Here is a 22,501-nt window from a genome sequence, read left to right on the forward strand (position 1 = left end):
TGGACTGCTACGATCAGAAGGTCGACGAAATGCCGAACTTGAACCGCTGCGTCTTGTCGAAGTCTTCCTTGACGACCGGCACCGCGTAGTCGACACGCAGCGGACCGAACGGCGAAGACCAGATCAAGCTCGCACCGATGGAGGCGCGCCAGGCCATGCTCGTGCCGCGCGCACTGTCATCGCCGATATCGACGTCGTTGCCGTAGAGCGTGCCCGCGTCTGCGAAGAGCGCGCCACGGAAGCCGGCGTCACGCGCGATGAACGGCAGCGGGAACGTCGTCTCGGCCGACAAGGTGAAGTACGTGGTACCGCCGAGCGCATCGCCATTGGCCATGCGCGGGCCGATGCCGCCGCTTTCGAAGCCGCGAAGATCGTTGGCGTTCAGCTGGAACTGGTCGAACACATACAGGTCGCCGCTGGTCGGCGTCATATAGCCCGCACCTGCCGAAAGCGAACCGATGACGTCGGCATCTTCCATAAGAGTGCGGAAATAGCGCGCCTTGCCGTAGATCTTGTAGAAATCGGAGTCGCCGCCGACACCTGCAAATTCCTGCGTGAAGGTCGCATAGATGCCGTCGCGCGGCAGCTTGCGGTCGTCAAGCGTATCGTAGGTCATCGACTGAGAAATAGACGAACGCACCCAGGGGCTGCCATCGACAGCATCCCAATAAGGACGCGACAGCTTGCGATCTTCCGGCGCCCTGGCCAGATCCTCTTCCTCGTCCACGCTCGTCGAGTAGTCGAGCTTGGTGTAGTTGTAACGCAGCGTCGTCGACAGATCCTCGGTGATCGGCGCCGTCACACGCAGCGTGAAGCCCTTGTTGTCGACGTCGTAGTAGTCTTCCGAATCGTCCGTGTTGCTGAAGATGTCGAAACCGGCAGCAAGACGGTAACCAAGGAAATACGGCTCGGTGAACGAAAGGTTGTAGCTGCGCGAATCCGAACCACCGCCTGCGGCGATGCGGATATACTGGCCACGGCCGAGGAAGTTGCGCTCCTCGATCGAGGCTTCCAGCTTGAAGCCGCCGTCGCTGCCCGTCGAATAGCCGGCACCGACGCCGAAGGTACCGGTCGACTGATCCTGAACGTCGACGATGAGCACGACGCGGTCGGACGCACTGCCGGGAGCCGTCGTGATGTTGACGCTCGAGAAGAAGCCGAGAGCATCCAGACGCCGCTTGGCGCTGTTGACCACTTCCTGATTGAACGCGTCGCCTTCACTGATGTCGAATTCGCGACGGATGACGAAGTCGCGCGTGCGGGTGTTGCCGCGAATCTCGATCCGCTCGACATAGGCGCGATCGCCCTGGTCGACGAGGTAATCGACTGCGATCGTTTGGTTTGCGAAGTCGCGGTTGCCTCGCGGCGTGACGCGTGCAAACGGATAGCCCCTTGCCGACACGACACGGGAAATCTCCGACATCGAATCCTGAACGTCGTTGGCGCGATAGACTTCGCCGGCGCGGGATTCCAGCAGCCCCTTCAGCTCGTTCGCATCGACTCCTTCGACGGTCGACTCGACCGTGATGTCGCCGAAATTGTAGCGCTCACCTTCCTCGACGGTGAAGGTAATGGTGTATTCGTTCGTGGTCTCGTCCAGAACGGCATCCGAAGAGACGACCTGGAAGTCCGCATAGCCGCGGTTGAAGTAGAACTGGCGCAGCGCCTCTTCGTCGGCGCGCATCTTCATCTCGTCATAGACGTCCTTGCGGGTCAGGAACGAGAGCGGGCCGGACTTCTTGGTATTGACGACAGCGCGCAGGCGACCGTCGCTATAGGCGTTGTTGCCAACGAAATTGATCCCCGCAATCTTCGTGCGGTCGCCTTCGTTGATCACGAAAGCGAGGTTCACGCGACCGTTGCCGACATCATAGGTCTGCGTCGTGACCGTCGCATCGCTGCGCCCGATCGCCGCATAGGCACCCTTGATCGACTGGATATCGCTTTCGATCGTCGACTCGCTGAACGGGCCGAGCGACTGGGAACGGACGATGCCTGCCAGCTTGTCGTCCTTGATCTTGCGGTTGCCGTTGAAAACGACCTGGTTGATCAGGCGATTCTCATCGACGACGACGACGAGCGTGCTGCCGGAAACGCTGATGCGGACATCGGAGAAGTAGCCAGTTCCAAACAGGCGACGGACCGAAGCATCGATATCGGAGTTGCTGAAGTCCTTGCCCGGCTGGATGGTCAGATTGGCCCGAACGGTTTCAGGGCTGACACGGCTCGCACCACGCACGTCGATTCGCTGGATCACAGCAGCCTGCGCAGCACTGACTGAAACGAGCGAGACGGCTGCTCCACCAGCCACCACCATGCTCGTGGAAAGGGCAACGGCAGACACCGCGTTCAAAAATCTTGAACCAGCTTTCATTTTCACAACTTACCTTTGTTTCAATGTCTCGCGGCGAACTCGTACCCGACTCCGGTCACGCTGCCGTTTTAACCGCTTTTGCCATACAAGCAAGCTCGGCCGTTAATTTCTGTTTACTTCGAATCGAACCGTGGCCCAATGGTCACTAAAGCTTTCAATTACGGTAAACAGCTCCTTAGCAAAACGTCGCTTTTCCCCTGTTGCCTGCCGGCATGACACCCCTCGCCGCTCACCCGAGACGCCCGAAAGTATCGTTCCAGGTCGCAAAGACCGTCAGCATAAGGATCAGCCCCATGCCGATGCGGAATGCAATTTCCTGCGTCCTTGGGCCGACCGGCCGTCCGCGAAGAGCTTCAATCGCATAGAACATCAAATGGCCACCATCAAGTACCGGAACGGGCATAAGGTTCAAAAGTCCAATGGAAACAGACAGAACCGCGGCCAGCTGCAGCAGGGCTGCAACACCCAGCGTCGCCATCTGGCCCGATGCCTCCGCGACCCTTATCGGGCCGCCGATCTGATCCGCCTTCATCCGGCCTGTGACGACGTTCGACAGGTAGTCGAACGTGCCAGTGACGATCTGCCAGCTCTGGATTACGCCCTGCCCGACCGCCTCCAGCGGAGTATAGTTGACGACGCGGAAGTTTCCGGCGGCCTCCGTCGTCACGATGCCGATGACGCCCACTTCCATCTTGTTGCCGAACTGGTCCGTCAGTTCCGTGCGCTGCGGCACCATGCGCAGATCCCTGTCTGTCCCGTCACGCCGGATGGTGACGACGATCGGCATTTCGGGACGCACGCTCACATAGCGCCGCACGTCGTCAAACGTGTGAATGGGAACGCCGTCGATCGCCACGAGCAGGTCGCCCGGAATGATCCCGGCCTCGGCGGCGGCACTCGCCTCGCGCACTTCGGCGACGACAGGATCGGCGATCTGCCGGCCGTAGCTTGCAAAGGTGACGCTGAAAATGGCGATCGCGAGAATGAAATTGGCGATCGGGCCGGCGGCCACAGTGACCGCCCGCTTCCACAGCGCAGCACCCAGGAAGGTGCGCGACCGTTCCTCCGGCGTCAGACCGTCGAACTTCTCGTAGTCCGGCGTGGAGGCGGCATCCTCGTCGCCGTGGAACTTCACATAGCCGCCGAGCGGTATCGCCGACAGCTTCCAGCGCGTGCCGCGTCGGTCGGTAAACCCCGCCAGTTCGGGGCCGAAGCCGACCGAGAATGCGGTGATGCCGATGCCACACCAGCGACCGGCGAGATAGTGCCCCATCTCGTGGATGAAGACGATCAGGGTCAGGACGACGAGGAACGGGACGATCGTGCCGGTCAGGAGGCCGAAAGCATGCTGAAACAGTTCCATTTCCGAGATGGCCTCCTAGGAAAAAACGGCGTCAAAGGCCGAGAAGAAACGCGCCCGTCGAAGCGACCGGGCGTCCCGTCGCCATAGCTGCCAATCCTAGCAGGAACGCCGCGAAACAGGCAAAAACAAGACCGTCAACGCGGTCCATCACGCCACCGTGTCCCGGGATGAGGCGGCTGGAATCCTTGACCCCGAAACGACGCTTGATGAAGGATTCGAACAGGTCGCCCACCTGGCTGCACACGGACAAGACAAGCGCAATCAGCACGATCCAGATCCCCGGCCACGCGAAGAACGACAGATACAGCGCGCTGCCCGCCACGATGGCCGAGACCGTCCCACCGATCGCCCCGGACCAGGTCTTTCCCGGAGAGGTCGAGGGCGCCAGCTTCGGCCCGCCGATGGCCCTTCCGACGAAATAGGCCAGGATATCGGTTGCCCACACCACGGCGAAGACAAACAGCATGGCGATCAGGCCGGTGTCGTCGTCGGCGCGGATTGCCGCAAGCGACAGCGCCGTCAGTCCCGCATAGGCAATGCCTCCGGGCAGCCAATAGCTCTTCTTGAAGATTGCCGTGTGCGCGAGGGAAAGCACGGTCGCTACGGCGACGGTCACGAGCGCCAGAACGCCCTCGCCCGAGACCGTAAGCACGGCGGCAAGGGCCGTGGCAGCCCAGCCGAACGCATTGCCGCGCGGATCGACCGCGCCGAGACGCGTGATCGTCGACCACTCGTAATAGACCAGAAGCGCCATCGCAGCCGCCAGCAGACGGAACGGGAAACCGCCGGCCCAGGTGGCGGCGAGCACGACGATTGCAAGAACGACAGCGGAAATGATGCGAAGGCGCAGTTCTGTGCTCATCAGGAGCCTACAGCCAAGGTCGGCGCTGCAGCCGTTACGCCGCCAAACCGGCGCTCACGCCCGGCATAGTTCCGCAGCGCGTCGTGAAAGGTTTCCCGGGAAAAGTCGGGCCAGAAATCGGGTATGAACATGAGTTCCGCATATGCAGCCTGCCACAGCAGGAAATTGGACAACCGCTCCTCCCCGCTGGTGCGGATGATGAGGTCAGGGTCGGGGATGTCGGCCGTATCGAGCCGGGCGCTGATGCATTCCGGCGTGACTTCCGCGGGATGCAGAATCCCGGCCGCGACGTCTCCCGCAATGGAGCGGACAGCGCGTGCGATCTCGTCGCGGGCGCCGTAGTTGAAGGCAATCACCAGCGTGATCGCGGTATTGTCACGCGTACGTTCCTCCGCCTCAAGCAGAAGCGGCAGAATGTCGCTGCGCAGGTTGGACCGGTCGCCGATCACGCGTATGCGCACGTTCTCCTTGTGCAGCGTCTGCAGATCACGGCGAACGAACGTCTTCAGCAGCCCCATGAGATCGCTGACCTCGCTTTCGGGCCGGCTCCAGTTTTCCGACGAGAAGGCGAACAGGGTCAGGTATTCGACACCGAGTTCGGCGGCGGTGCGAACCGCCTCCCGAACTGCCTCGACCCCCTTACGATGGCCCATGCTGCGCGGCAGGCCACGAACATTTGCCCAGCGCCCGTTGCCATCCATGATGATGGCGACGTGGCGCGGAATGTTCTTCAAAGCATGTTTGGTCATCGACGATCCGTGAAAGAAAACGGGAAATCGGGCAAGCCTTCAAACTAGACTTGCATGATTTCCTTTTCCTTCTCGGCAAGCAAGCGATCGATATCGGAAATCATATCGTCGGTCATCTTTTGGACCTTCTCGGATTGGCTGCGGCTGATGTCCTGGCCGATATCGCCATCCTTCTCGGCCTTCTTAAGTTCGTCCATGCCGTCACGACGGACGTGACGAATGGCGACCTTGCCCTTTTCCGCATAATCATGCGCGATCTTGACCAGCGAGCGGCGACGCTCCTCGTTCAGTTCCGGAAGCGGGATGCGCAGGTTCTGGCCGTCGATGATCGGGTTCAGGCCGAGATTGGATTCCCGGATGGCCCGGTCGACGGCGCCGACCATCGACTTGTCCCAGACTGATACGGCCAGCATGCGCGGCTCCGGTACAGTGATGTTGGCCACCTGGTTCAGCGGCATGCGCGAACCGTAGGCCTCGACCGTCACCGGATCGAGAACGTTGGCCGAGGCGCGGCCCGTACGCAGCGATGCGATATCGTGCTTGAACGCGGAAATGGCACCATCCATGCGGCGCTTCAGTTCCTTCAGATCAACACCTTCACTCATAGCTTGGAACTCCCGTTATAAGGAAACAATGCGCCAGGCGGCGCCGTCTCGGAATCAGTTGTCGGATACGATGGTCCCGCGACCGCCGCCGGTCAATATTTGTGCAAATCCGCCCTTCTCGTGGATCGAGAAGACGACGATCGGGATGGCGTTCTCGCGTGCCAGCGCGACGGCAGCGATGTCCATCACGGCCAGTCCCCTTTCCAGCACTTCGCCATGCGTCAGACGGTCGAAGCGCGTGGCATCGGGATACTTCTTCGGATCAGCGGAATAAATGCCGTCCACCTGCGTGCCCTTGAAGATCGCCTCGGCGCCGATTTCGGCCGCACGCAGTGCTGCTGCGGAGTCTGTGGTGAAGAACGGATTGCCCGTGCCGCCGGCAAAGATCACCACGCGCCCCTGCGACAGATGGTGCAATGTCGCGCGCTGGGAGAAGCTTTCGCAGATCTCCGGCATGGCGATGGCGGAGAGCACCACCGTGTCGATATCGAGCTTGCGCAGCGATGTCGCCAGCGCAAGCGCGTTGATCACGGTGGCCAGCATGCCCATGTGGTCGCCGGTCACGCGGTCGCCACCCTTGGAAGCGACCGCCACGCCGCGAAAGATGTTGCCGCCGCCAACGACGACGCCGACCTCAACGCCCAGCGCGCGCGCTTCGGCGATGTCGGAGGCGATCCGGTCGGCCACCGCGACGTCGATGCCGAACCCTTGCGACCCCATCAGCGCCTCGCCCGAGGCTTTCAGCAGCACGCGTTTGTAGATCGGATTGGCGGACATTGGCGCTCCTGGCTCTTGTTATGAACTTCGTGGCGAAGCGGTTGCGGCAGCAGCGGGGCGCACGCGATGGCGCGCGCGGCGCCCAAGCTTCACCGTGAGCCGGATACACGAAGGGCACCGCGTTGTCACGCGATGCCCCGTTTCTTTTCTGAAGTCGCTGGTCTTTTCCCAAATCGGGTAAAGAAATCAGCCCTTGGCGACGGCTGCGACTTCGGCTGCGAAGTCGGATTCTTCCTTCTCGACGCCTTCGCCGAGCAGCAGGCGCGCCATGCCGACGACTTCGATCGATGCACCGGCGAGCTTCTCGGCGTCCTTGACGGCCTGGCCGACGGTGATTTCCGGGTTCATCACGAAAGCCTGCGACAGAAGCGCGACTTCCTCGAAGAACTTGCGCATGCGGCCTTCGACCATCTTCTCGATGATGTTGTCCGGCTTGCCGGAGGCACGCGACTGTTCGATGAAGACGTTGCGCTCGCGCTCGGCGACGGCCGGATCGACTTCTTCGGCGCGGATGGCCAGCGGGTTGGTGGCAGCGACGTGCATGGCGACCTGGCGGCCGACCGAGTAGAGCACTTCCTTGTCACCGACCGACTTCAGCGCGACGAGGACGCCGAGCTTGCCGATGCCGTCGCCGGCAGCGTTGTGGATGTAGGTCGCGACAACGCCGTCCTCGACCTGCAGCAGGGCTGCGCGGCGAAGCGTCATGTTTTCGCCGATGGTGGCGATCGCGTCCTTGATCGAGTCTTCGACCGACTTGCCGGTGGCCGGGTAGGTCGCCTTGGCGATCGCCTCGACGGTGCCGTCGGTCGAAAGTGCGACGTTAGCGACGCCGCGGACGAGTTCCTGGAAGGCCTCGTTGCGGGCAACGAAGTCGGTCTCGGAGTTGATTTCGACGGCAACGGCCTTCACGCCGCCGCTGACGATGCCGATCAGGCCTTCAGCTGCGGTGCGACCGGACTTCTTGTCGGCCTTGGCGATGCCCTTGGCGCGCAGCCAATCGATCGCGGCTTCCATGTCGCCATTGGTCTCGTTCAGCGCCTTCTTGCAATCCATCATGCCTGCGCCGGACTTTTCGCGCAGTTCCTTCACCATTGCTGCAGTGATTTCCATCGTCTCGCCTCTTTGCGGGTTCTGCGCACCGTTTCACGGAAATTGGACAATTCCCGCGCGACGCTAGCGCGATTTCAATTCAATGGCGCCGTTGGCCGCATCCCGCGGACAAGACCAGCGTGGCGGCAGCCAATCCACCTTGCGCATGACAGGGTGATGACGGATCAGCCCCTGCCGCGCCATGATCGCGCGGATCTCGCGCGCATCTATGGCAAAACAGACAAGGCCGCTCGACCTTTTTGGAGGCAAACGGCCTTGTCCAGATTCCTTAACGGACGCAATCAGTGCGGTCCGCGCCCGGACCTATCAGGCCTGGGCGTCGTCCAGAGCCGGCTCGAGCTGGGCTTCGGCCGAAGCACCGAGGTCGCGGCCAGACGAGCTCTGCTGGCGGGCGATGCCGTCGATGGCAGCGCGCGCGATCAGGTCGCAGTAGAGAGCGATGGCGCGCGAGGCGTCGTCGTTGCCCGGGATCGGGAAATCGATCGGGTCCGGATCGCAGTTCGAATCGATGATGGCGACGACCGGGATGCCGAGACGCTTGGCTTCCTGGATCGCGATCGACTCCTTGTTGGTGTCGATGATGAACATCAGGTCCGGCGTGCCGCCCATGTCCTTGATGCCGCCGAGAGCCTTGTCCAGCTTCTCGCGCTCGCGCTCGAGGTTCAGGCGCTCCTTCTTGGTGAAGCCCGAAGCTTCCGAAGAAAGGATCTCGTCGAGCTTGCGCAGGCGCTGGATCGAGTTCGAGATCGTCTTCCAGTTCGTCAGCATGCCGCCGAGCCAGCGGGCGTTGACGTAGTACTGGGCCGAACGCTTGGCGGCGTCGGCGATGATGTCGGACGCCTGGCGCTTGGTGCCGACGAACAGGACGCGGCCGCCACCGGCGACGGTGTCGCTGACGACCTGCAGCGCGCGATGAAGCAGCGGAACGGTCTGAGCGAGGTCGATGATGTGGACGTTGCTACGGTCGCCGAAGATGTACGGCTTCATCTTCGGGTTCCAGCGGTGGGTCTGGTGGCCGAAGTGGACACCAGCTTCCAGAAGCTGGCGCATGCTGAAATCAGGCAATGCCATGCCTTTTCTCCTTTTTCCGGTTGAACCTCCGCAAGGCGAACAGCAGGACCCCTTGGCCCTGCCACCGGCGGAACACTCCGGATTTCTCCCGGAAAGCCCCATGCCTCACGTGTGGAATGCGCTGCCCTTAACCTCAGTCGGCGGCGAAATCAACCCCGCGGCAACAAAAAGGGAGCCGACGGGGAGCCTCCTATTTGCAATCTGCGGCCTGGAACAGCTCCAGGTTTGCGAGCTTGCCCGTCAGTACGAAATCCCCGTAGTCCATCGTCAGGTCGCGGGTGATGCCGTTCTCGTAGAGCTTGAACGACATGCGGTAGATCGGAAGCGCGTCACCTTTTGTATCGTCGTTGTAGTAGGCGATCGTCACCGGCCAGAATGCCTGCTTGGCGAAAGTGCCCGCCTTGGCGGCATCCGGGTCGTCGGAACCCGGCATTTCCTTCTTGCCGAGGATCGTTGTCGTCATCAGCGCCTTGTCGCCCGAGTCCGAGCCGTCGAAGATTCGCGCCTCGAAGAACCGCTCTCCCTTCTTCGCCCGTTCGATCAGTTCCAGCATGTGCTGGGTGGGAAAGACGCTTTCACCAAGCTCCACGGCCCGCGTATCGGGCGCCGTCAGTTCGACGTTGACGCCGTTCTTGTCGTCGCGCGCATTGCCGCGCACTTCCTTGTCGAGCTTGTCGTCCGTGAAGGAGCGGGTCAGGAAGCGGAAGCTGCGATTCTTCAGGTCTTCGTAGGTGGTCGTCTGCTGGTCGGTCAGGCGCGTCTCCTCGCCCGTATTGATCTGGGTGACGAACCGGAAGCTGACGGTATAGCCCTCGCAGGCGTTGCCGTTGAACTCGTAGACCATACGTCCGTACATGCCGGCGATCCCGGAGCGCTCGGACGCGTCCTTCAGCTGCAGGTCGTAGACCGCCCGATGCGGTGCGAGGCCGGCTGCGGAAACGGAACTGAACGGCATCGCTGCCAGGATGGCCGCGGCGGACACGGCCGGGACAAAGGTTGAGCGAAACATCCGTTTCCTCCTGTTGAACTCGGCCGCGATGTTATAAGAACACATTCGGCAAGAGCGAGGCGCATTTGCATTTGCATGCCGCATTGTAACAGAAAACGCAATCGAGGCGGCGCGCCTGCGCACAGCTCCGGGCATGCCGTCCTGAAAAACGACAATCGGCGCCTGCCGTCCCTTCGACGGCATGGCCAAAGTGATCGCAAGGATGGAGACGAAGCATGTCCGCTGAAATCGAGACCAGGATCAAGGAACTCGGCTACACGATCCCCGACGCCGCGGCTCCTGCCGCAAACTACGTTCCCTACGTGATCAGCGGCTCGATCCTGCACATATCCGGCCAGTTGCCGATCGCCGACGGCAAGATCGCCGTGACCGGACACCTCGGCAAGGATGTGGACGTTGCGAGCGGCCAGAAGGCGGCCGAGCTCTGCGCCGTCAATCTGCTCGCCCAGGCGAAGGCCGCACTCGGCGACCTGTCACGAATCAAGCGAATCATAAAGATCAATGGTTTCGTGGCGTCTGTTCCAACTTTTGTCGAACAGCACCTCGTCATCAACGGCGCATCGAACCTCCTGGTCAACGCGCTTGGCGAGCCGGGCAAGCATGCCCGCGCGGCTGTCGGCATGGCCGCACTGCCGCTGAACGCCGCCGTCGAGATCGACGCCATCATGGAAATCGCTTGATGCCGCACAACATTCCCTGGCTGACAGCCCAGCCGATCGCCCACCGCGGCTACCACGACATGAACAATAAGGTGTGGGAAAATACGCTCTCGGCGTTCTCGCGGACCGTCGAAGCGGGATTTGCGATCGAGTGCGACCTGCAATATGCCTCCGATGGCGTCCCCGTCGTCTTCCATGACGACGACCTGCAGCGGCTGTGCGCCATCCCCGGCGACGTCCGCGCAAAGACTTCCGGCGAGCTCGGCATGCTCTCGGTAGGCGGGACCAAGGACAGGATTCCGACGCTGTCCCAGTTACTGAAGCTCGTCGACGGCCGCGTGCCGCTCGTCATCGAACTGAAGGGCCGCCGCGACGACGACGAAGGCTTTGCGGCAAGCGTGCTGGAGATCATCGAGGACTACAAGGGTCCGATTGCGCTGATGAGTTTCGACCATTGGCTGCTGAAGGATCTCAAGGAGCTCGACGCCCCGCGCCCCGTGGGCCTGACCGCCGAAGGCGCCGAGCCGGAGACCTTCTTCGTGCACGAGGAGGCGATGCATCTCGGCCTGGACTTCATCTCCTATCACTACGGCCACCTACCCAATGCCTTCATCAGCAAGGAACGCAAGGCGGGCATCCCCGTCATCACCTGGACCGTTCGCGGTCCGGAGGGCGTGGAAAAGACCCGCGCCGAAGCGGATCAGATGACCTTCGAAGGCTTCGATCCCCGTGAACAACTGGTCGCCTGACAATGGCTGATGCCTACCGGATACGCGTCGTCCAGTCTTTTGCCGAGATCCCGGCGGATCGCTGGGCGCGCCTTTCCGGAGCCGCGCGCGGCCTGTCCGGCACGGCATACAATCCCTTCGTCAGCCATGCCTTCCTGTCCTCGCTGGAAGAATCGGGCTCCGCCACGGCAAGGTCTGGCTGGCTCGGCCAACACCTGCTGCTGGAACAGGAAGACGGAACGCTGCTGGGGGCAGCAATCGCCTATCTGAAGAACCACAGCCAGGGCGAATACGTCTTCGACCACGGCTGGGCCGACGCCTTCGAGCGGGCCGGCGGACGGTATTATCCGAAGCTGCAGGCCTCCATCCCGTTTACTCCGGCGACCGGGCCGCGACTTCTTCATCGGCACGATCTCGACCCCGCCCCGGTGCGCCGGGCGCTGGCCGGCGGACTTCGCGAACTGGCGCGCCGCAACGAACTGTCCTCCGTCCACGTCACCTTCGTAGAGGCGGACGAAATGCCGGCGCTCGAGGAAGCCGGATTCCTGCACCGCACCGACCAGCAGTTTCATTTCCTCAATACGGGCTATGGTTCCCACGACGACTTCCTGCAGACGCTGGCCTCCCGCAAGCGCAAGGCGCTGAAGAAGGAGCGGCGCTCCGCGCTGGAGAATGGAATCGAGATCGACTGGCTGACCGGCGACGACCTGACCGAAGACATCTGGGACCAGTTTTTCGCCTTCTACATGGATACGGGCGGGCGCAAGTGGGGACGCCCCTACCTGACCCGGCAATTCTATTCGCTGATCGGCGAGCGCATGGCCAGCGACATCCTGCTGGTCATGGCCAGGCGCGGCGGGCGTTACATCGCCGGCGCCATCAATTTCATCGGCGGGGATGCGCTCTATGGCCGCCACTGGGGCTGCATCGAGGATCATCCCTACCTCCATTTCGAGGTCTGCTACCATCAGGCGATCGATTTCGCGATCGCCCATGGTCTCGGCTGCGTCGAAGCCGGTGCGCAGGGAGAGCACAAGCTGGCGCGCGGCTATATGCCGGTGACGACGCACTCGGCCCACTACATCACCCACCCCGGACTTCGCCGCGCGGTGGCGGATTATCTGGAACGCGAACGCCGCGACGTCGCCGAGACCGGCGAATGGCTGGCCGAGCACGGGCCATTCCGCAAGGGCGGCCAGCGCCCTCCGGATCAGGACTGACCTCCCTTGCCCCGCAGCAAACCATTCCGGCCACTGGCCGCACATTCAGAGGAGACAGAAATGAGCACCTACGATTCCGGCAATATCTTCGCCAAGATCCTTCGCGGGGAAATCCCCTCGCACAAGGTGTACGAGGACGGGCATGCGCTGGCTTTCATGGACGTGATGCCGCAGGGTACCGGGCATACGCTGGTGATACCCAAGGCGCCGTCGCGCAACATCCTCGACGCCGATCCTCAGACGCTTTCGCAGGTGATGCCCGTCGTGCAGAAAATCGCGATTGCGGCCAAGGAGGCCTTCGAGGCGGATGGCGTCACCGTGATCCAGTTCAACGAACCGGCATCCGGCCAGACGATCTACCACCTTCATTTCCACGTCATCCCCCGCTTCGAGGGCGTAGCGCTGAAGCCGCATTCCGGGACGATGGAAGACCAGGGTATACTGGCGGCGAACGCGAAAAAGCTGCGCGAAGCGCTCGGCGCCTGACGCCGCGATCACCCTTGTCCTTGGCGCTCAGACGCCGAGGACAAGGAGTCCGAAGGCAAGCGCTCCCATGGCAGCCGCGATGCCGGCAAGCTGGTTGCGGCGGAAGGCAAAGAAGGCGGCAGCCCCGATCGCGATTGCTCCGACCCGCAGCCAGAGCGGCGAGGTCTCCAGTTCGCCGGTCGGATAGACGATCAGCTTGGCAATGACGGCCGCCACCAGCGCCGTCGCCACCGCTCTCACCCAGTTCATCGTCTCCGAATTCTCATCGATCCTGTTGCCAGCGAGCACGCCCAGCCAGCGCCAGATGTCGGTTGCCAGCCAGCCGGCAACGGCAATGAAGATGTAAGGCCAGAGCGCGTCGACGGTCACGGCGCGTTCCCCGCCTGACGCAGGCGCCAGTGCCGCTCGCCCGCCCAGGCGAGCGTCCCGCCGATCACGCCTGCGAGCAGGATGTCGAACTCCGGCGCCACTTCATGAAAAAGGACGCCCGACACCAGCCCAATGCCAAGCGCCCAGTAGATGACGCGGTGGCGGGCGGAGACCCAGATCGAACTCAGGAAATAGACGGGCGTGAGGAAGAAGAGGCATGCCCCGACAATCGGCGGAAACTGCGCCACCAGGAAGTAGGCGATGCCGACCAGGAGCACGTTTGCCAGGGTGAGCGTTATGCTGAAGCCCGCGAAATAGGCTACCCGCCCCGACCGTGGCACATGATGCGCCCGCTCCATGGCAAAGACCCAGGCCGTGATGGCGACGAAATGCGACAGGACAAGCAGGAGCCAGGTCGGCGTGCTGCGCGTGCGGATTTCCGGCACCAGTGCCGCCACCATCGGCATCATGCGCACTGAGGACAGCGTCACCGCGATGAACGCGGTCAGCAGGTTGGCCCCGGACAACATCGTGCCGACAAGTATGACCTTGGCCGGCAGCGCCCAGACCACGCCGGTCATGAACATCACCTGCTCCACCGGCACTCCGACTTCGGCCGTAAACGCCGCGAAGCCGACGAAGGAGAGCATCAGGATGATCGCGGGCACGCTCCAGAGACCGCGCATGCCCTGAACGAACCAGTAACGGCTCGTCTGTCCATCGATTGTCGCCTCGGCTTCCATCTTCATTCCCGGCAATACACATGAAAATGCCGGGCGGTTTCCCGCCCGGCATCGGACCTGCGTCGGCAGGCTTTACTTCTTGCGCGGCACCTTCGGCACGCCGCTGCCCTTTCGGGCCGGTGCCGCGGGCTTCTCGGCCTCCGCCTTGACAGACTTGGACTTCGGCGCGGCACTGGCCGCAACGGTCTCCTTCGCCTTCTTCGGCTTGGCTGCCTTGCGGGCGGGTGCTGCGATTTCCGCCTTGGGCTTGATCGGAGCGGTCTCCGGTACGGCGTCGAGGATGATGCCCTTGGTGCCATCTTCCTTCGGACCGACGGAGACGCGGACGACGCCGCCCTTCTTCAGCTTGCCGAACAGGATCTCGTCGGCGAGCTTCTTCTTGATGTTTTCCTGGATGACGCGGGCCAGCGGCCGCGCACCCATCTTTTCGTCGTAGCCCTTCTCGGCCAGCCAGGCGATCGCCTCCGGCTGCAGTTCGAAGGTGACGTTGCGCTCCGACAGCTGGGTTTCCAGCTGCATGACGAACTTCTGCACGACCTGGTGGATCACCGGCGTCGGCAGCGAGCCAAACGGGATGATCGCATCGAGGCGGTTGCGGAACTCGGGCGTGAACAGGCGGTTGATCGCCTCCATGTCGTCGCCTTCGCGCTTGGACGAGCCGAAGCCGATGGCGGCCTTGGCCATGTCGGAAGCGCCCGCATTGGTCGTCATGATCAGGATGACGTTACGGAAGTCGATCTTCTTGCCGTTGTGGTCCGTCAGCGAGCCGTGATCCATGACCTGCAGCAGAATGTTGTACAGGTCCGGATGCGCCTTCTCGATCTCGTCGAGAAGCAGCACGCAGTGCGGATGCTGGTCGACGCCATCGGTCAGAAGGCCGCCCTGGTCGAAGCCGACATAGCCGGGAGGTGCCCCGAGCAGACGCGAAACGGTGTGCCGCTCCATGTATTCCGACATGTCGAAGCGCAGGAGCTCGACGCCCAGTGATGCAGCCAGCTGCTTGGCCACCTCCGTCTTGCCGACGCCGGTCGGGCCGGAGAACAGGTAGCAACCGATCGGCTTGTTGGGCTCGCGCAGCCCCGCACGTGCCAGCTTGATAGCCGAGGCGAGCGCCTCGATCGCCAGGTCCTGGCCGTAGACGACCGAGCGCAGTTCCTTCTCAAGGTTGGCGAGCACCTGCTCGTCGTCCTTGGAAACCGTCTTCGGCGGAATGCGCGCCATCGTCGCAATCGTCGCCTCGATCTCCTTCTCGGTGATCAGCTTGCGCCGCTTGCCGGCCGGCAGCAGCATCTGTGCCGCCCCTGTCTCGTCGATCACATCGATCGCCTTGTCGGGCAACTTCCGGTCGGAGATGTAGCGGGCCGACAGTTCGACGGCGGTCTTGATCGCCTCGTTCGAGTACTTCAGCTTGTGATAGTCCTCGAAATAGGGCTTCAGGCCCTTCATGATCTCGATCGCGTCGTCGATCGTCGGCTCGTTGACGTCGATCTTCTGGAAGCGGCGGACGAGCGCCCGGTCCTTTTCGAAGAACTGCCGGTATTCCTTGTAGGTGGTCGAGCCGATGCAACGGATCGCACCGGAGGATAGCGCCGGCTTCAGCAGGTTCGACGCGTCCATGGCGCCACCCGAAGTGGCGCCGGCGCCGATCACCGTGTGAATCTCGTCGATGAAGAGCACCGCACCCGGATATTCCTCGAGCTCCTTGACGACCTGCTTCAGCCGCTCCTCGAAGTCGCCGCGATAACGGGTGCCGGCAAGCAGCGTGCCCATGTCGAGCGAAAAGATGGTCGCGTCCTGCAGGGCCTCGGGCACCTTGCCCTCGACGATGCGCTTGGCGAGACCTTCGGCGATCGCCGTCTTGCCGACGCCTGGATCGCCGACATAGAGCGGATTGTTCTTGGATCGGCGGCACAGCACCTGGATGGTGCGATTGACCTCGGCGTGACGGCCGATCAGCGGGTCGATCTTGCCGTTCTTGGCCTTCTCGTTGAGATTGACGCAGTAGGCAGAGAGCGCGTCCTGCTTCTTGCCGCCCTCCTCCTGCTCGCCCTGCGCGCGCGTCTGCTTCTGCTCGTTCTCGCCCTCCTCGGCGCCACGCACCGTGCGCGCGTCGGATGACCCCGGACGCTTGCCGATGCCGTGCGAGATGAAGTTGACCGCGTCGTAGCGCGTCATCTCCTGCTCCTGCAGGAAATAGGCGGCGTGGCTTTCGCGCTCGGCGAAGATCGCAACCAGCACGTTTGCGCCGGTCACTTCCTCGCGGCCGGACGACTGGACGTGGATGACCGCGCGCTGGATGACGCGCTGGAAGCCTGAGGTGGGCTTGGAATCCTCCTCATACCCCGTCACCAGGTTGGCAAGGTCGTTGTCGACATAGTCGGACACGGTCTTGCGCAGGCTTTCGAGATTGACGTTGCAGGCGCCCATCACGGCGGCGGCGTCGGCGTCGTCGATCAGCGCCAGAAGCAGATGTTCAAGCGTGGCGTATTCATGGTGGCGCTCATTGGCGTAGGTCAGTGCCTGATGAAGCGCTTTCTCAAGACTGGTCGAAAAAGTTGGCACGTTATGTCCTCATTTCTTTTCCATGACACATTGCAGCGGATGCTGGTGCTGGCGGGAGAAATCCATCACCTGTGTCACTTTGGTTTCGGCAACCTCGTAGGTAAAAACGCCACACTCACCCACGCCGTGATTATGCACGTGGAGCATGATCCGCGTCGCAGCCTCTCGGTCCTTCTGGAAGAACCGCTCGAGGATATGGATCACGAACTCCATCGGCGTGTAGTCATCGTTCAACAGCAAAACCCGATAGAGGCTCGGCTTCTTCGTTTTCGGCTTCGTGCGGGTGATGACGGAAGTGCTGCGACCCGGAGTGTCGCCGCTTCCTTCATTGCCCTGCAACCGGACCGGTATCGCATTCATTCCAGTTCATTCCTCGTGAGCACGGCTCTCGCATGGGAAGCAGCCGCGGCGGCGATGATTGCCGTCATCATGCCTACGTAATCTAGTGGTTTCTTGCGGGATTTTAAGGCCCCCGCGTCGTCCTGCAAGGATAATCCAGCCGCGGGGGATTGAAAGCGGGAAAATTGTGCGACACCCCGCGATTTGACGAGCCGCCGCCTGCTTCCCCACATTAGCCGCCCACGCGACCGCTGCAAAGGCCGCATACCATTCGCCTGACGGCGCATTCCACCTCCGCATTCCGCTCTCGCTGGCGGAACGACGGGGAACGGCGGAACGAAAAAGGCGATGCCGTCGCCGGCATCGCCCCCAAATCAGGCACTGCCGTACACGCTCAATCGACGAAGGCGCGCTCGATCACGAATTCACCGGGCTTGTTGTTCGCCCCTTCCGTCAGACCGGCCTGCTCGAGCAGAAGCTTGGTCTCCTTCAGCATGCCCGTCGAACCGCAGATCATCGCCCGATCGATCGCGGGATCGAACGGATCGACGCCGAGATCCGCAAACATCTTGCCGTTGCTGATCAGGTCGGTGATGCGGCCCTGATAAGGGAACGCCTCGCGGGTCACGGTGGCGTAGTGGCGCAGCTTGCCTCCGACCACCTCCGATAGAAGTTCGTCCTGCGCGATCTCCTCAACCAGATCGAATCCGTACTTCAGCTCGGACACCTCCCGGCAGGTATGGGTAAGGATGACCTCGTCAAACTTCTCATAGGTCTCCGGATCGCGGATGAGGCTTGCGAACGGCGCAATGCCCGTACCGGTAGAGAACATGTAGAGGCGCTTGCCGGGCGTCAGTGCGTCGAGCACCAGCGTGCCTGTCGGCTTCTTGCGCATCAGAACCTGGTCGCCCTGCTTGATCTGCTGCAGATGCGAGGTCAGCGGACCGTCCGGAACCTTGATCGAGAAGAATTCCAGCTCCTCGTCCCAGGCAGGGCTTGCGATCGAATAGGCACGATAGACCGGCTTGCCCTCCACCATCAGGCCGATCATGGCGAATTCGCCAGAACGGAAGCGGAAGCCGTCCGGACGCGTCATGCGGAAACGGAAGAGACGGTCAGTATAGTGCTGCACGCTCGTCACCTTCTCGGCATAGACGCCGGCGGGAACGGTGGCTGCGAGATCTTCGGTCTTTGCGGGCGCGTTCATGCGTGGTCGGTTCCTGCGGTCAAAGCTGATGTCGTATAGGCAGATATTATAACCTGACCGCGGAAGGAAGGCATCGCGTTCCAAAGGAAGCGGCCATGCGCAAATTGCATTTCAACGGTCGCGGTATGATTGCACGCCCTATATAATGTGCAGCGCAGCAAGAGAAAAGGCCCGCCCTCCGGCGAAACCGGAAAACGAGCCTTTGCGCGACAAAATGCGTCAGCCGACGCGGCGCCAGCTGTAGGACTTTGCATCCGCCGAAGGACGCGCCGTCGGCTGGTAGTGATTGTCGATTCCGGGCAGGCGGTTTTCCGAAAGCCGCTTCAGCGCGGTCGCATTGGTGACGGCGAAACTGTCGATCCCACAGCGGAGCATCAGCGGGATCTGGTCGATCAGCACATCGCCCACCGCCCTCACCTCGCCCTTGAAACCGAGCCGCGAACGGAGCAGCGACGCATGGCTGAAGGCCCGGCCGTCGTTGAAGGCCGGGAAAGAAACCGCCACCAGTGCAATGCGGTCGAGATGGTCGACCAGCCGGCGCACGTCATCGGCCGGATTGACCAGGACGCCGAAACCCTGCTCATCGCCTTCCGACACCTTCGCCAGAAAATCGTCAATGCCGAGGATCGCCTTCTCGTTCGAGCCGGCCTTGCTTTCCTCGCTCTCGATGACCCAGGGGTCGTCGGTGACGAAGCCCGTTTCGTTCCAGATTTTCGTCATGACAGTTCTCCTCAGGCTGCCGCGGCCGTCTTGTCACCGTAGAGCGCATCCTTGAACGGCTGCGGCCCGACGCGACGATAGGCGGTGAGGAAGGTTTCGGACGGATCGAGACGCAGGCCGAGATAGGTATCGACGATGACCTCGATTGCATCCGTCACCTTTTCCGGCTCGAAGCCCCGTCCGATGATTTCGCCGATCGACGTGTTCTCGTCGCCCGAACCGCCGAGCGTGATCTGGTAAAGCTCCTCGCCCTTCTTCTCCACCCCGAGCAGGCCGATATGGCCGACATGGTGGTGGCCGCAGGCGTTGATGCAGCCCGAGATCTTGATCTTCAGCTCACCGATCTCCGCCTGGCGCTCCGGCGAGCCGAAACGGGTGGAGATTTCCTGCGCCACCGGGATCGAGCGGGCGTTCGCCAGCGCGCAGTAGTCCAACCCGGGACAGGCGATGATGTCGGTGATCAGCCCGGCGTTCGCGGTGGCGAGCCCGGCCGCGACCAGCGCGCGGTAGACGGGCTCGAGATCGGCCAGCGCAACATGCGGCAGGATCAGGTTCTGCTCATGGCTGACGCGGATCTCGTCGAACGCGTATTCCTGGGCGATGTCGGCCACCGCATCCATCTGCGCATCGGTCGCATCCCCCGGAATGCCGCCAATGGGCTTCAGGGAGATAGTGACCATGCCATAGTCGGGATGCTTGTGCGGCTGGACGTTCTGCTGCACCCAGCGGGCAAAATCGGCATCCGCCTTCTTCCACTGTGCGAGCTGCGCCCAGCCTTCCGCGCGCGGCTCCAGCGCCGGCGGCGCGAAATAGGCGGTGATCGCCGCGATATCCTGCTCGGGCAGCTTCAGCTCGGTGTTCTTGAGTTCGGCGAACTCGACTTCCACCTGACGCGCCAGTTCCTCCGCCCCGGTCTCGTGCACGAGGATCTTGATGCGGGCCTTGTACTTATTGTCGCGCCGGCCGTGCAGGTTGTACACCCGCATGATCGCCGTCGTATACGACAGAAGGTCCTCTTCCGGCAGGAAGTCGCGGATCTTCTTGGCGATCATCGGCGTGCGGCCCTGTCCGCCGCCGACATAGACCGCAAAGCCGATCTCGCCCTTTTCGTTCTTCTTCAGATGCAGGCCGATGTCATGCACCTGGATCGCGGCGCGGTCGCGCTCGGCACCGGTAACGGCGATCTTGAACTTGCGCGGCAGGAAGGAGAATTCCGGATGGACGGAGGACCACTGGCGCAGTATCTCGGCATAGGGACGCGGATCGGCAACCTCGTCGGCAGCCGCACCGGCGAAATGGTCGGCCGTGACATTGCGGATGCAGTTGCCAGACGTCTGGATCGCGTGCATTTCGACGGATGCCAGATCGGCGAGCGCGTCCGGCAGTTCGGAAAGCTTCGGCCAGTTGTACTGGATGTTCTGCCGCGTGGTGAAATGTCCGTAGCCGCGGTCGTACTTGCGTGCGACATGGGCGAGCATACGCATCTGCCGGCTGTTCATCGTACCGTAGGGAACGGCTACGCGCAGCATGTAGGCATGAAGCTGCAGGTAGACGCCGTTCATCAGGCGCAGCGGTTTAAAGGCATCCTCCGAAAGCTCGCCGGAGAGGCGTCGGGCGACCTGGTCGCGAAACTGGGCGACGCGGTCGTTGACGAAGGCGTGGTCGAATTCATCGTAACGATACATGTGTTGTCCTTCAGGCGACGGCCGAACGGATTGCGCTCAGGCCGGCATAGCCGGCTGCATAGGGAATGGTCGGGCCGGCTGCCCGGATACGCTCGCGCATCCGCAACGGCCGCAGCACGCCATCGACCTCTTCGACGTCTACGACATTGACGTCAACAACCTTGTTGTCGGCAAAGGCCTGCTTGCCGGTCGCCTCGAGCGCCTCGACGGCCTCCTTGTGGCGCGCCACGAAGGCTTCCTGCAGAGATTCGTTCCAGTTGCCCGCGGCATCGAGCCAGACGGATATGCCGTCCGACAGCCGGTTTGCGGTCAGAACCTTGTCTGTCATGTCATGCTCCCTGCAATACTGCCTCCGCCGTGGCGCGGCTGCGCACGAGCGGAACGGATTGTGTGAAATTGGCGCCGGCCACCGCGTCGCCGATGATAACCATGACCGGGCCGGTCAATTCGTCGCGATTCTCGAGGTCCGACAGGTCCTTCAACGTGCCGTGCATCAGCCGTTTCTCCGCCCGGCTTGCATTCTCGATGACCGCCACCGTGGTTTCCGCCGGCAGGCCGGCCTGCATCAGACGTCCGGCGACCGAGGCCGCAACCGTCCGTCCCATGTAGACGGCGATGGTCGCCCCGGAGACGGCAAGCCGTGCCCAGTCGGGCAGAACGGCGCCGGTCAGATCGTGGCCGGTCGTGAACACAAGCGACGACGCCACGCCACGCAGCGTCAGCGGCAGCTCGAAATCGGCAGCGGCAGCGAATGCAGACGTAATGCCGGGGACGATCTCATAGGCAATTCCCGCCTCCCGCAGCGCCGACATCTCTTCCGCCGCGCGACCGTAGACCAGCGGATCGCCGGCCTTGAGGCGCACAACGCGTTTGCCGGCGCGACCGAGCTCCACCAGGAGCTCGTTGATCTCGTCCTGGGACTTCGAATGACAGCCCTTGCGCTTGCCGACGGAAATCCGCTCGGCATCGCGGCGGCCCATATCTACGATCGCCTGCGGCACCAGCGCGTCATAGACGATCGCATCGGCCTCCATCATCACCCGCTGGGCGCGCAGGGTCAGGAGATCTTCCGCACCCGGCCCGGCGCCGACGAGCCAGACGCGCCCTTCCACCTTGTGCGATTCGGCCAGAAGCTGGGTCGCCTTGCGGCGCGCCAGGTCCTCGTTGCCTTCGCTCACGGCGTCGGCGACCTGTCCCTGGAAGAACTTGCGCCAGAAGAGCCGGCGCGTGACGCCGCGCGGCACCATGGCTTCGACGGCATGCCGGTAGGATGCGGCAAGCGTCGCCAGCCGGCCAAGCGAAGGAGAGAGCATCTGATCCACTTGGCTGCGAATCATCTGGGCCAGAACCGGACCGGCCCCTTCGGTGCCGATGGCCACAGCGACCGGCGCGCGATTGACGAGCGCGGGCGTAAAGAAATCACAGAAGTCCGGCTGATCAACAGCGTTCACCGGAATGCGCAGTTCGCGCGCCCGTGTCGCGATGGCCTGGTCGCGCGCGCCGTCACCCGTCGCGGCAAACACCAGACTGGCGCCGGTGAGATGCGCAACCGAAACCTCTTCACGAACGACCCTGACGCCTTCATTGCCAAGATAACGGGCGAAGGCGGCTTCCAGCTCTTGCGAGACCACGACGATTTCGGCGTCGGTGTTGCGCAGCAGGCGGACCTTGGCATAGGCCTCGTCACCACCGCCCACGACAACTACCTTCTTCCCCTTCACGCGGAAGAAGGCCGGAAATACCGAAAGCTTTTCACTGGTCTGCTGCATTTGCACGATCCGGTTCGAATGTGCCGGCAATATCGCCAATCCGGAACTAAAATAAAAGAAACAGGAATCTGCCGCTCGTTTGAGGCGCGTATTG

The 22,501-nt window shown here is 62.5% G+C and carries 22 protein-coding genes; 4 read left to right on the forward strand and 18 right to left on the reverse strand.

What is annotated here, in order from left to right; translation table 11 throughout:
• Window positions 1–13: 13 nt before the first annotated feature.
• The 9 genes from bamA to CRO48_RS09515 all read right to left on the reverse strand — a co-directional run bounded on the left by bamA (window position 14) and on the right by CRO48_RS09515 (window position 9,920).
• Window positions 14–2,374 carry an outer membrane protein assembly factor BamA gene (bamA, locus tag CRO48_RS09475; protein ID WP_097138483.1) on the reverse strand — a complete coding sequence of 787 codons (2,361 nt, stop codon included), beginning with the start codon at window positions 2,372–2,374 and terminating at the stop codon, window positions 14–16.
• A 229-nt stretch (window positions 2,375–2,603) separates the two neighbouring features.
• Window positions 2,604–3,737: an RIP metalloprotease RseP gene (gene rseP, locus CRO48_RS09480; protein WP_097138484.1), complete on the reverse strand. Its 1,134-nt coding sequence runs from the start codon at window positions 3,735–3,737 to the stop codon at window positions 2,604–2,606.
• A 31-nt stretch (window positions 3,738–3,768) separates the two neighbouring features.
• On the reverse strand, window positions 3,769–4,599 hold the full coding sequence (locus tag CRO48_RS09485; protein WP_097138486.1) for a phosphatidate cytidylyltransferase: 831 nt from the start codon (window positions 4,597–4,599) through the stop codon (window positions 3,769–3,771).
• Window positions 4,599–5,348, reverse strand: coding sequence for an isoprenyl transferase (locus CRO48_RS09490; RefSeq protein ID WP_097138488.1), 750 nt, complete (start codon window positions 5,346–5,348; stop codon window positions 4,599–4,601). Before CRO48_RS09490 ends, CRO48_RS09485 begins: the two co-directional genes overlap by 1 nt.
• Window positions 5,349–5,392: 44 nt before the next feature.
• On the reverse strand, window positions 5,393–5,953 hold the full coding sequence (gene frr / locus CRO48_RS09495) for a ribosome recycling factor (RefSeq protein ID WP_097138490.1): 561 nt from the start codon (window positions 5,951–5,953) through the stop codon (window positions 5,393–5,395).
• 54 nt (window positions 5,954–6,007) lie between these two features.
• Window positions 6,008–6,730, reverse strand: coding sequence for a UMP kinase (gene pyrH, locus CRO48_RS09500; protein WP_097138492.1), 723 nt, complete (start codon window positions 6,728–6,730; stop codon window positions 6,008–6,010).
• Window positions 6,731–6,916: 186 nt separating this feature from the next.
• The gene (gene tsf, locus CRO48_RS09505) at window positions 6,917–7,840 is read right to left on the reverse strand and encodes a translation elongation factor Ts (protein WP_097138495.1); all 924 of its coding nucleotides are present in this window, start codon (window positions 7,838–7,840) and stop codon (window positions 6,917–6,919) included.
• 306 nt (window positions 7,841–8,146) lie between these two features.
• Window positions 8,147–8,911 carry a 30S ribosomal protein S2 gene (gene rpsB / locus CRO48_RS09510; protein WP_097138497.1) on the reverse strand — a complete coding sequence of 255 codons (765 nt, stop codon included), beginning with the start codon at window positions 8,909–8,911 and terminating at the stop codon, window positions 8,147–8,149.
• Between the two features lie 190 nt (window positions 8,912–9,101).
• Window positions 9,102–9,920, reverse strand: a complete 819-nt coding sequence (locus CRO48_RS09515; RefSeq protein WP_097138499.1) for a cell envelope integrity EipB family protein — start codon at window positions 9,918–9,920, stop codon at window positions 9,102–9,104.
• A gap of 215 nt (window positions 9,921–10,135) precedes the next feature.
• On the opposite strand from CRO48_RS09515, the gene CRO48_RS09520 reads away from it, so the two are divergent.
• From CRO48_RS09520 to CRO48_RS09535, 4 genes are read left to right on the forward strand one after another with little or no spacing between them, the layout of a single operon-like run.
• A complete protein-coding gene (locus CRO48_RS09520; RefSeq protein ID WP_097138501.1) occupies window positions 10,136–10,600 on the forward strand; it encodes a RidA family protein in 465 nt (154 codons plus the stop codon).
• Window positions 10,600–11,328, forward strand: a complete 729-nt coding sequence (locus CRO48_RS09525) for a glycerophosphodiester phosphodiesterase (protein ID WP_097138503.1) — start codon at window positions 10,600–10,602, stop codon at window positions 11,326–11,328. The genes CRO48_RS09520 and CRO48_RS09525 overlap by 1 nt, the downstream gene beginning before the upstream one ends.
• A gap of 2 nt (window positions 11,329–11,330) precedes the next feature.
• Entirely contained in the window at window positions 11,331–12,527 is a 1,197-nt protein-coding gene (locus tag CRO48_RS09530) for a GNAT family N-acetyltransferase (protein ID WP_097138505.1), read from the forward strand.
• A 60-nt stretch (window positions 12,528–12,587) separates the two neighbouring features.
• Entirely contained in the window at window positions 12,588–13,013 is a 426-nt protein-coding gene (locus CRO48_RS09535) for an HIT family protein (protein WP_097138507.1), read from the forward strand.
• A gap of 27 nt (window positions 13,014–13,040) precedes the next feature.
• Here CRO48_RS09535 and CRO48_RS09540 read toward each other — a convergent pair whose 3' ends face one another.
• The 9 genes from CRO48_RS09540 to cysG all read right to left on the reverse strand — a co-directional run bounded on the left by CRO48_RS09540 (window position 13,041) and on the right by cysG (window position 22,407).
• Window positions 13,041–13,412 (reverse strand): AzlD domain-containing protein, encoded by a 372-nt coding sequence (locus CRO48_RS09540; RefSeq protein ID WP_097138509.1) that lies wholly within the window; start codon window positions 13,410–13,412, stop codon window positions 13,041–13,043.
• The gene (locus tag CRO48_RS09545) at window positions 13,379–14,125 is read right to left on the reverse strand and encodes an AzlC family ABC transporter permease (protein ID WP_097138770.1); all 747 of its coding nucleotides are present in this window, start codon (window positions 14,123–14,125) and stop codon (window positions 13,379–13,381) included. The genes CRO48_RS09540 and CRO48_RS09545 overlap by 34 nt, the downstream gene beginning before the upstream one ends.
• A gap of 72 nt (window positions 14,126–14,197) precedes the next feature.
• Window positions 14,198–16,687 (reverse strand): ATP-dependent Clp protease ATP-binding subunit ClpA, encoded by a 2,490-nt coding sequence (gene clpA, locus CRO48_RS09550; protein ID WP_097138511.1) that lies wholly within the window; start codon window positions 16,685–16,687, stop codon window positions 14,198–14,200.
• A 9-nt stretch (window positions 16,688–16,696) separates the two neighbouring features.
• Window positions 16,697–17,047: an ATP-dependent Clp protease adapter ClpS gene (gene clpS, locus CRO48_RS09555; RefSeq protein ID WP_097138514.1), complete on the reverse strand. Its 351-nt coding sequence runs from the start codon at window positions 17,045–17,047 to the stop codon at window positions 16,697–16,699.
• Window positions 17,048–17,420: 373 nt separating this feature from the next.
• Window positions 17,421–18,233, reverse strand: a complete 813-nt coding sequence (locus CRO48_RS09560) for a ferredoxin--NADP reductase (protein ID WP_097138516.1) — start codon at window positions 18,231–18,233, stop codon at window positions 17,421–17,423.
• A gap of 219 nt (window positions 18,234–18,452) precedes the next feature.
• The gene (locus CRO48_RS09565; RefSeq protein WP_097138517.1) at window positions 18,453–18,953 is read right to left on the reverse strand and encodes a DUF934 domain-containing protein; all 501 of its coding nucleotides are present in this window, start codon (window positions 18,951–18,953) and stop codon (window positions 18,453–18,455) included.
• An 11-nt stretch (window positions 18,954–18,964) separates the two neighbouring features.
• Window positions 18,965–20,638, reverse strand: coding sequence for a nitrite/sulfite reductase (locus CRO48_RS09570; protein ID WP_097138519.1), 1,674 nt, complete (start codon window positions 20,636–20,638; stop codon window positions 18,965–18,967).
• Between the two features lie 10 nt (window positions 20,639–20,648).
• A complete protein-coding gene (locus CRO48_RS09575; protein WP_097138521.1) occupies window positions 20,649–20,966 on the reverse strand; it encodes a DUF2849 domain-containing protein in 318 nt (105 codons plus the stop codon).
• Between the two features lies 1 nt (window position 20,967).
• Window positions 20,968–22,407, reverse strand: a complete 1,440-nt coding sequence (gene cysG, locus CRO48_RS09580) for a siroheme synthase CysG (RefSeq protein WP_097138524.1) — start codon at window positions 22,405–22,407, stop codon at window positions 20,968–20,970.
• Window positions 22,408–22,501: the final 94 nt, after the last annotated feature.

The organism is Rhizobium subbaraonis (assembly GCF_900220975.1).
Lineage (GTDB): Bacteria > Pseudomonadota > Alphaproteobacteria > Rhizobiales > Rhizobiaceae > Mycoplana > Mycoplana subbaraonis.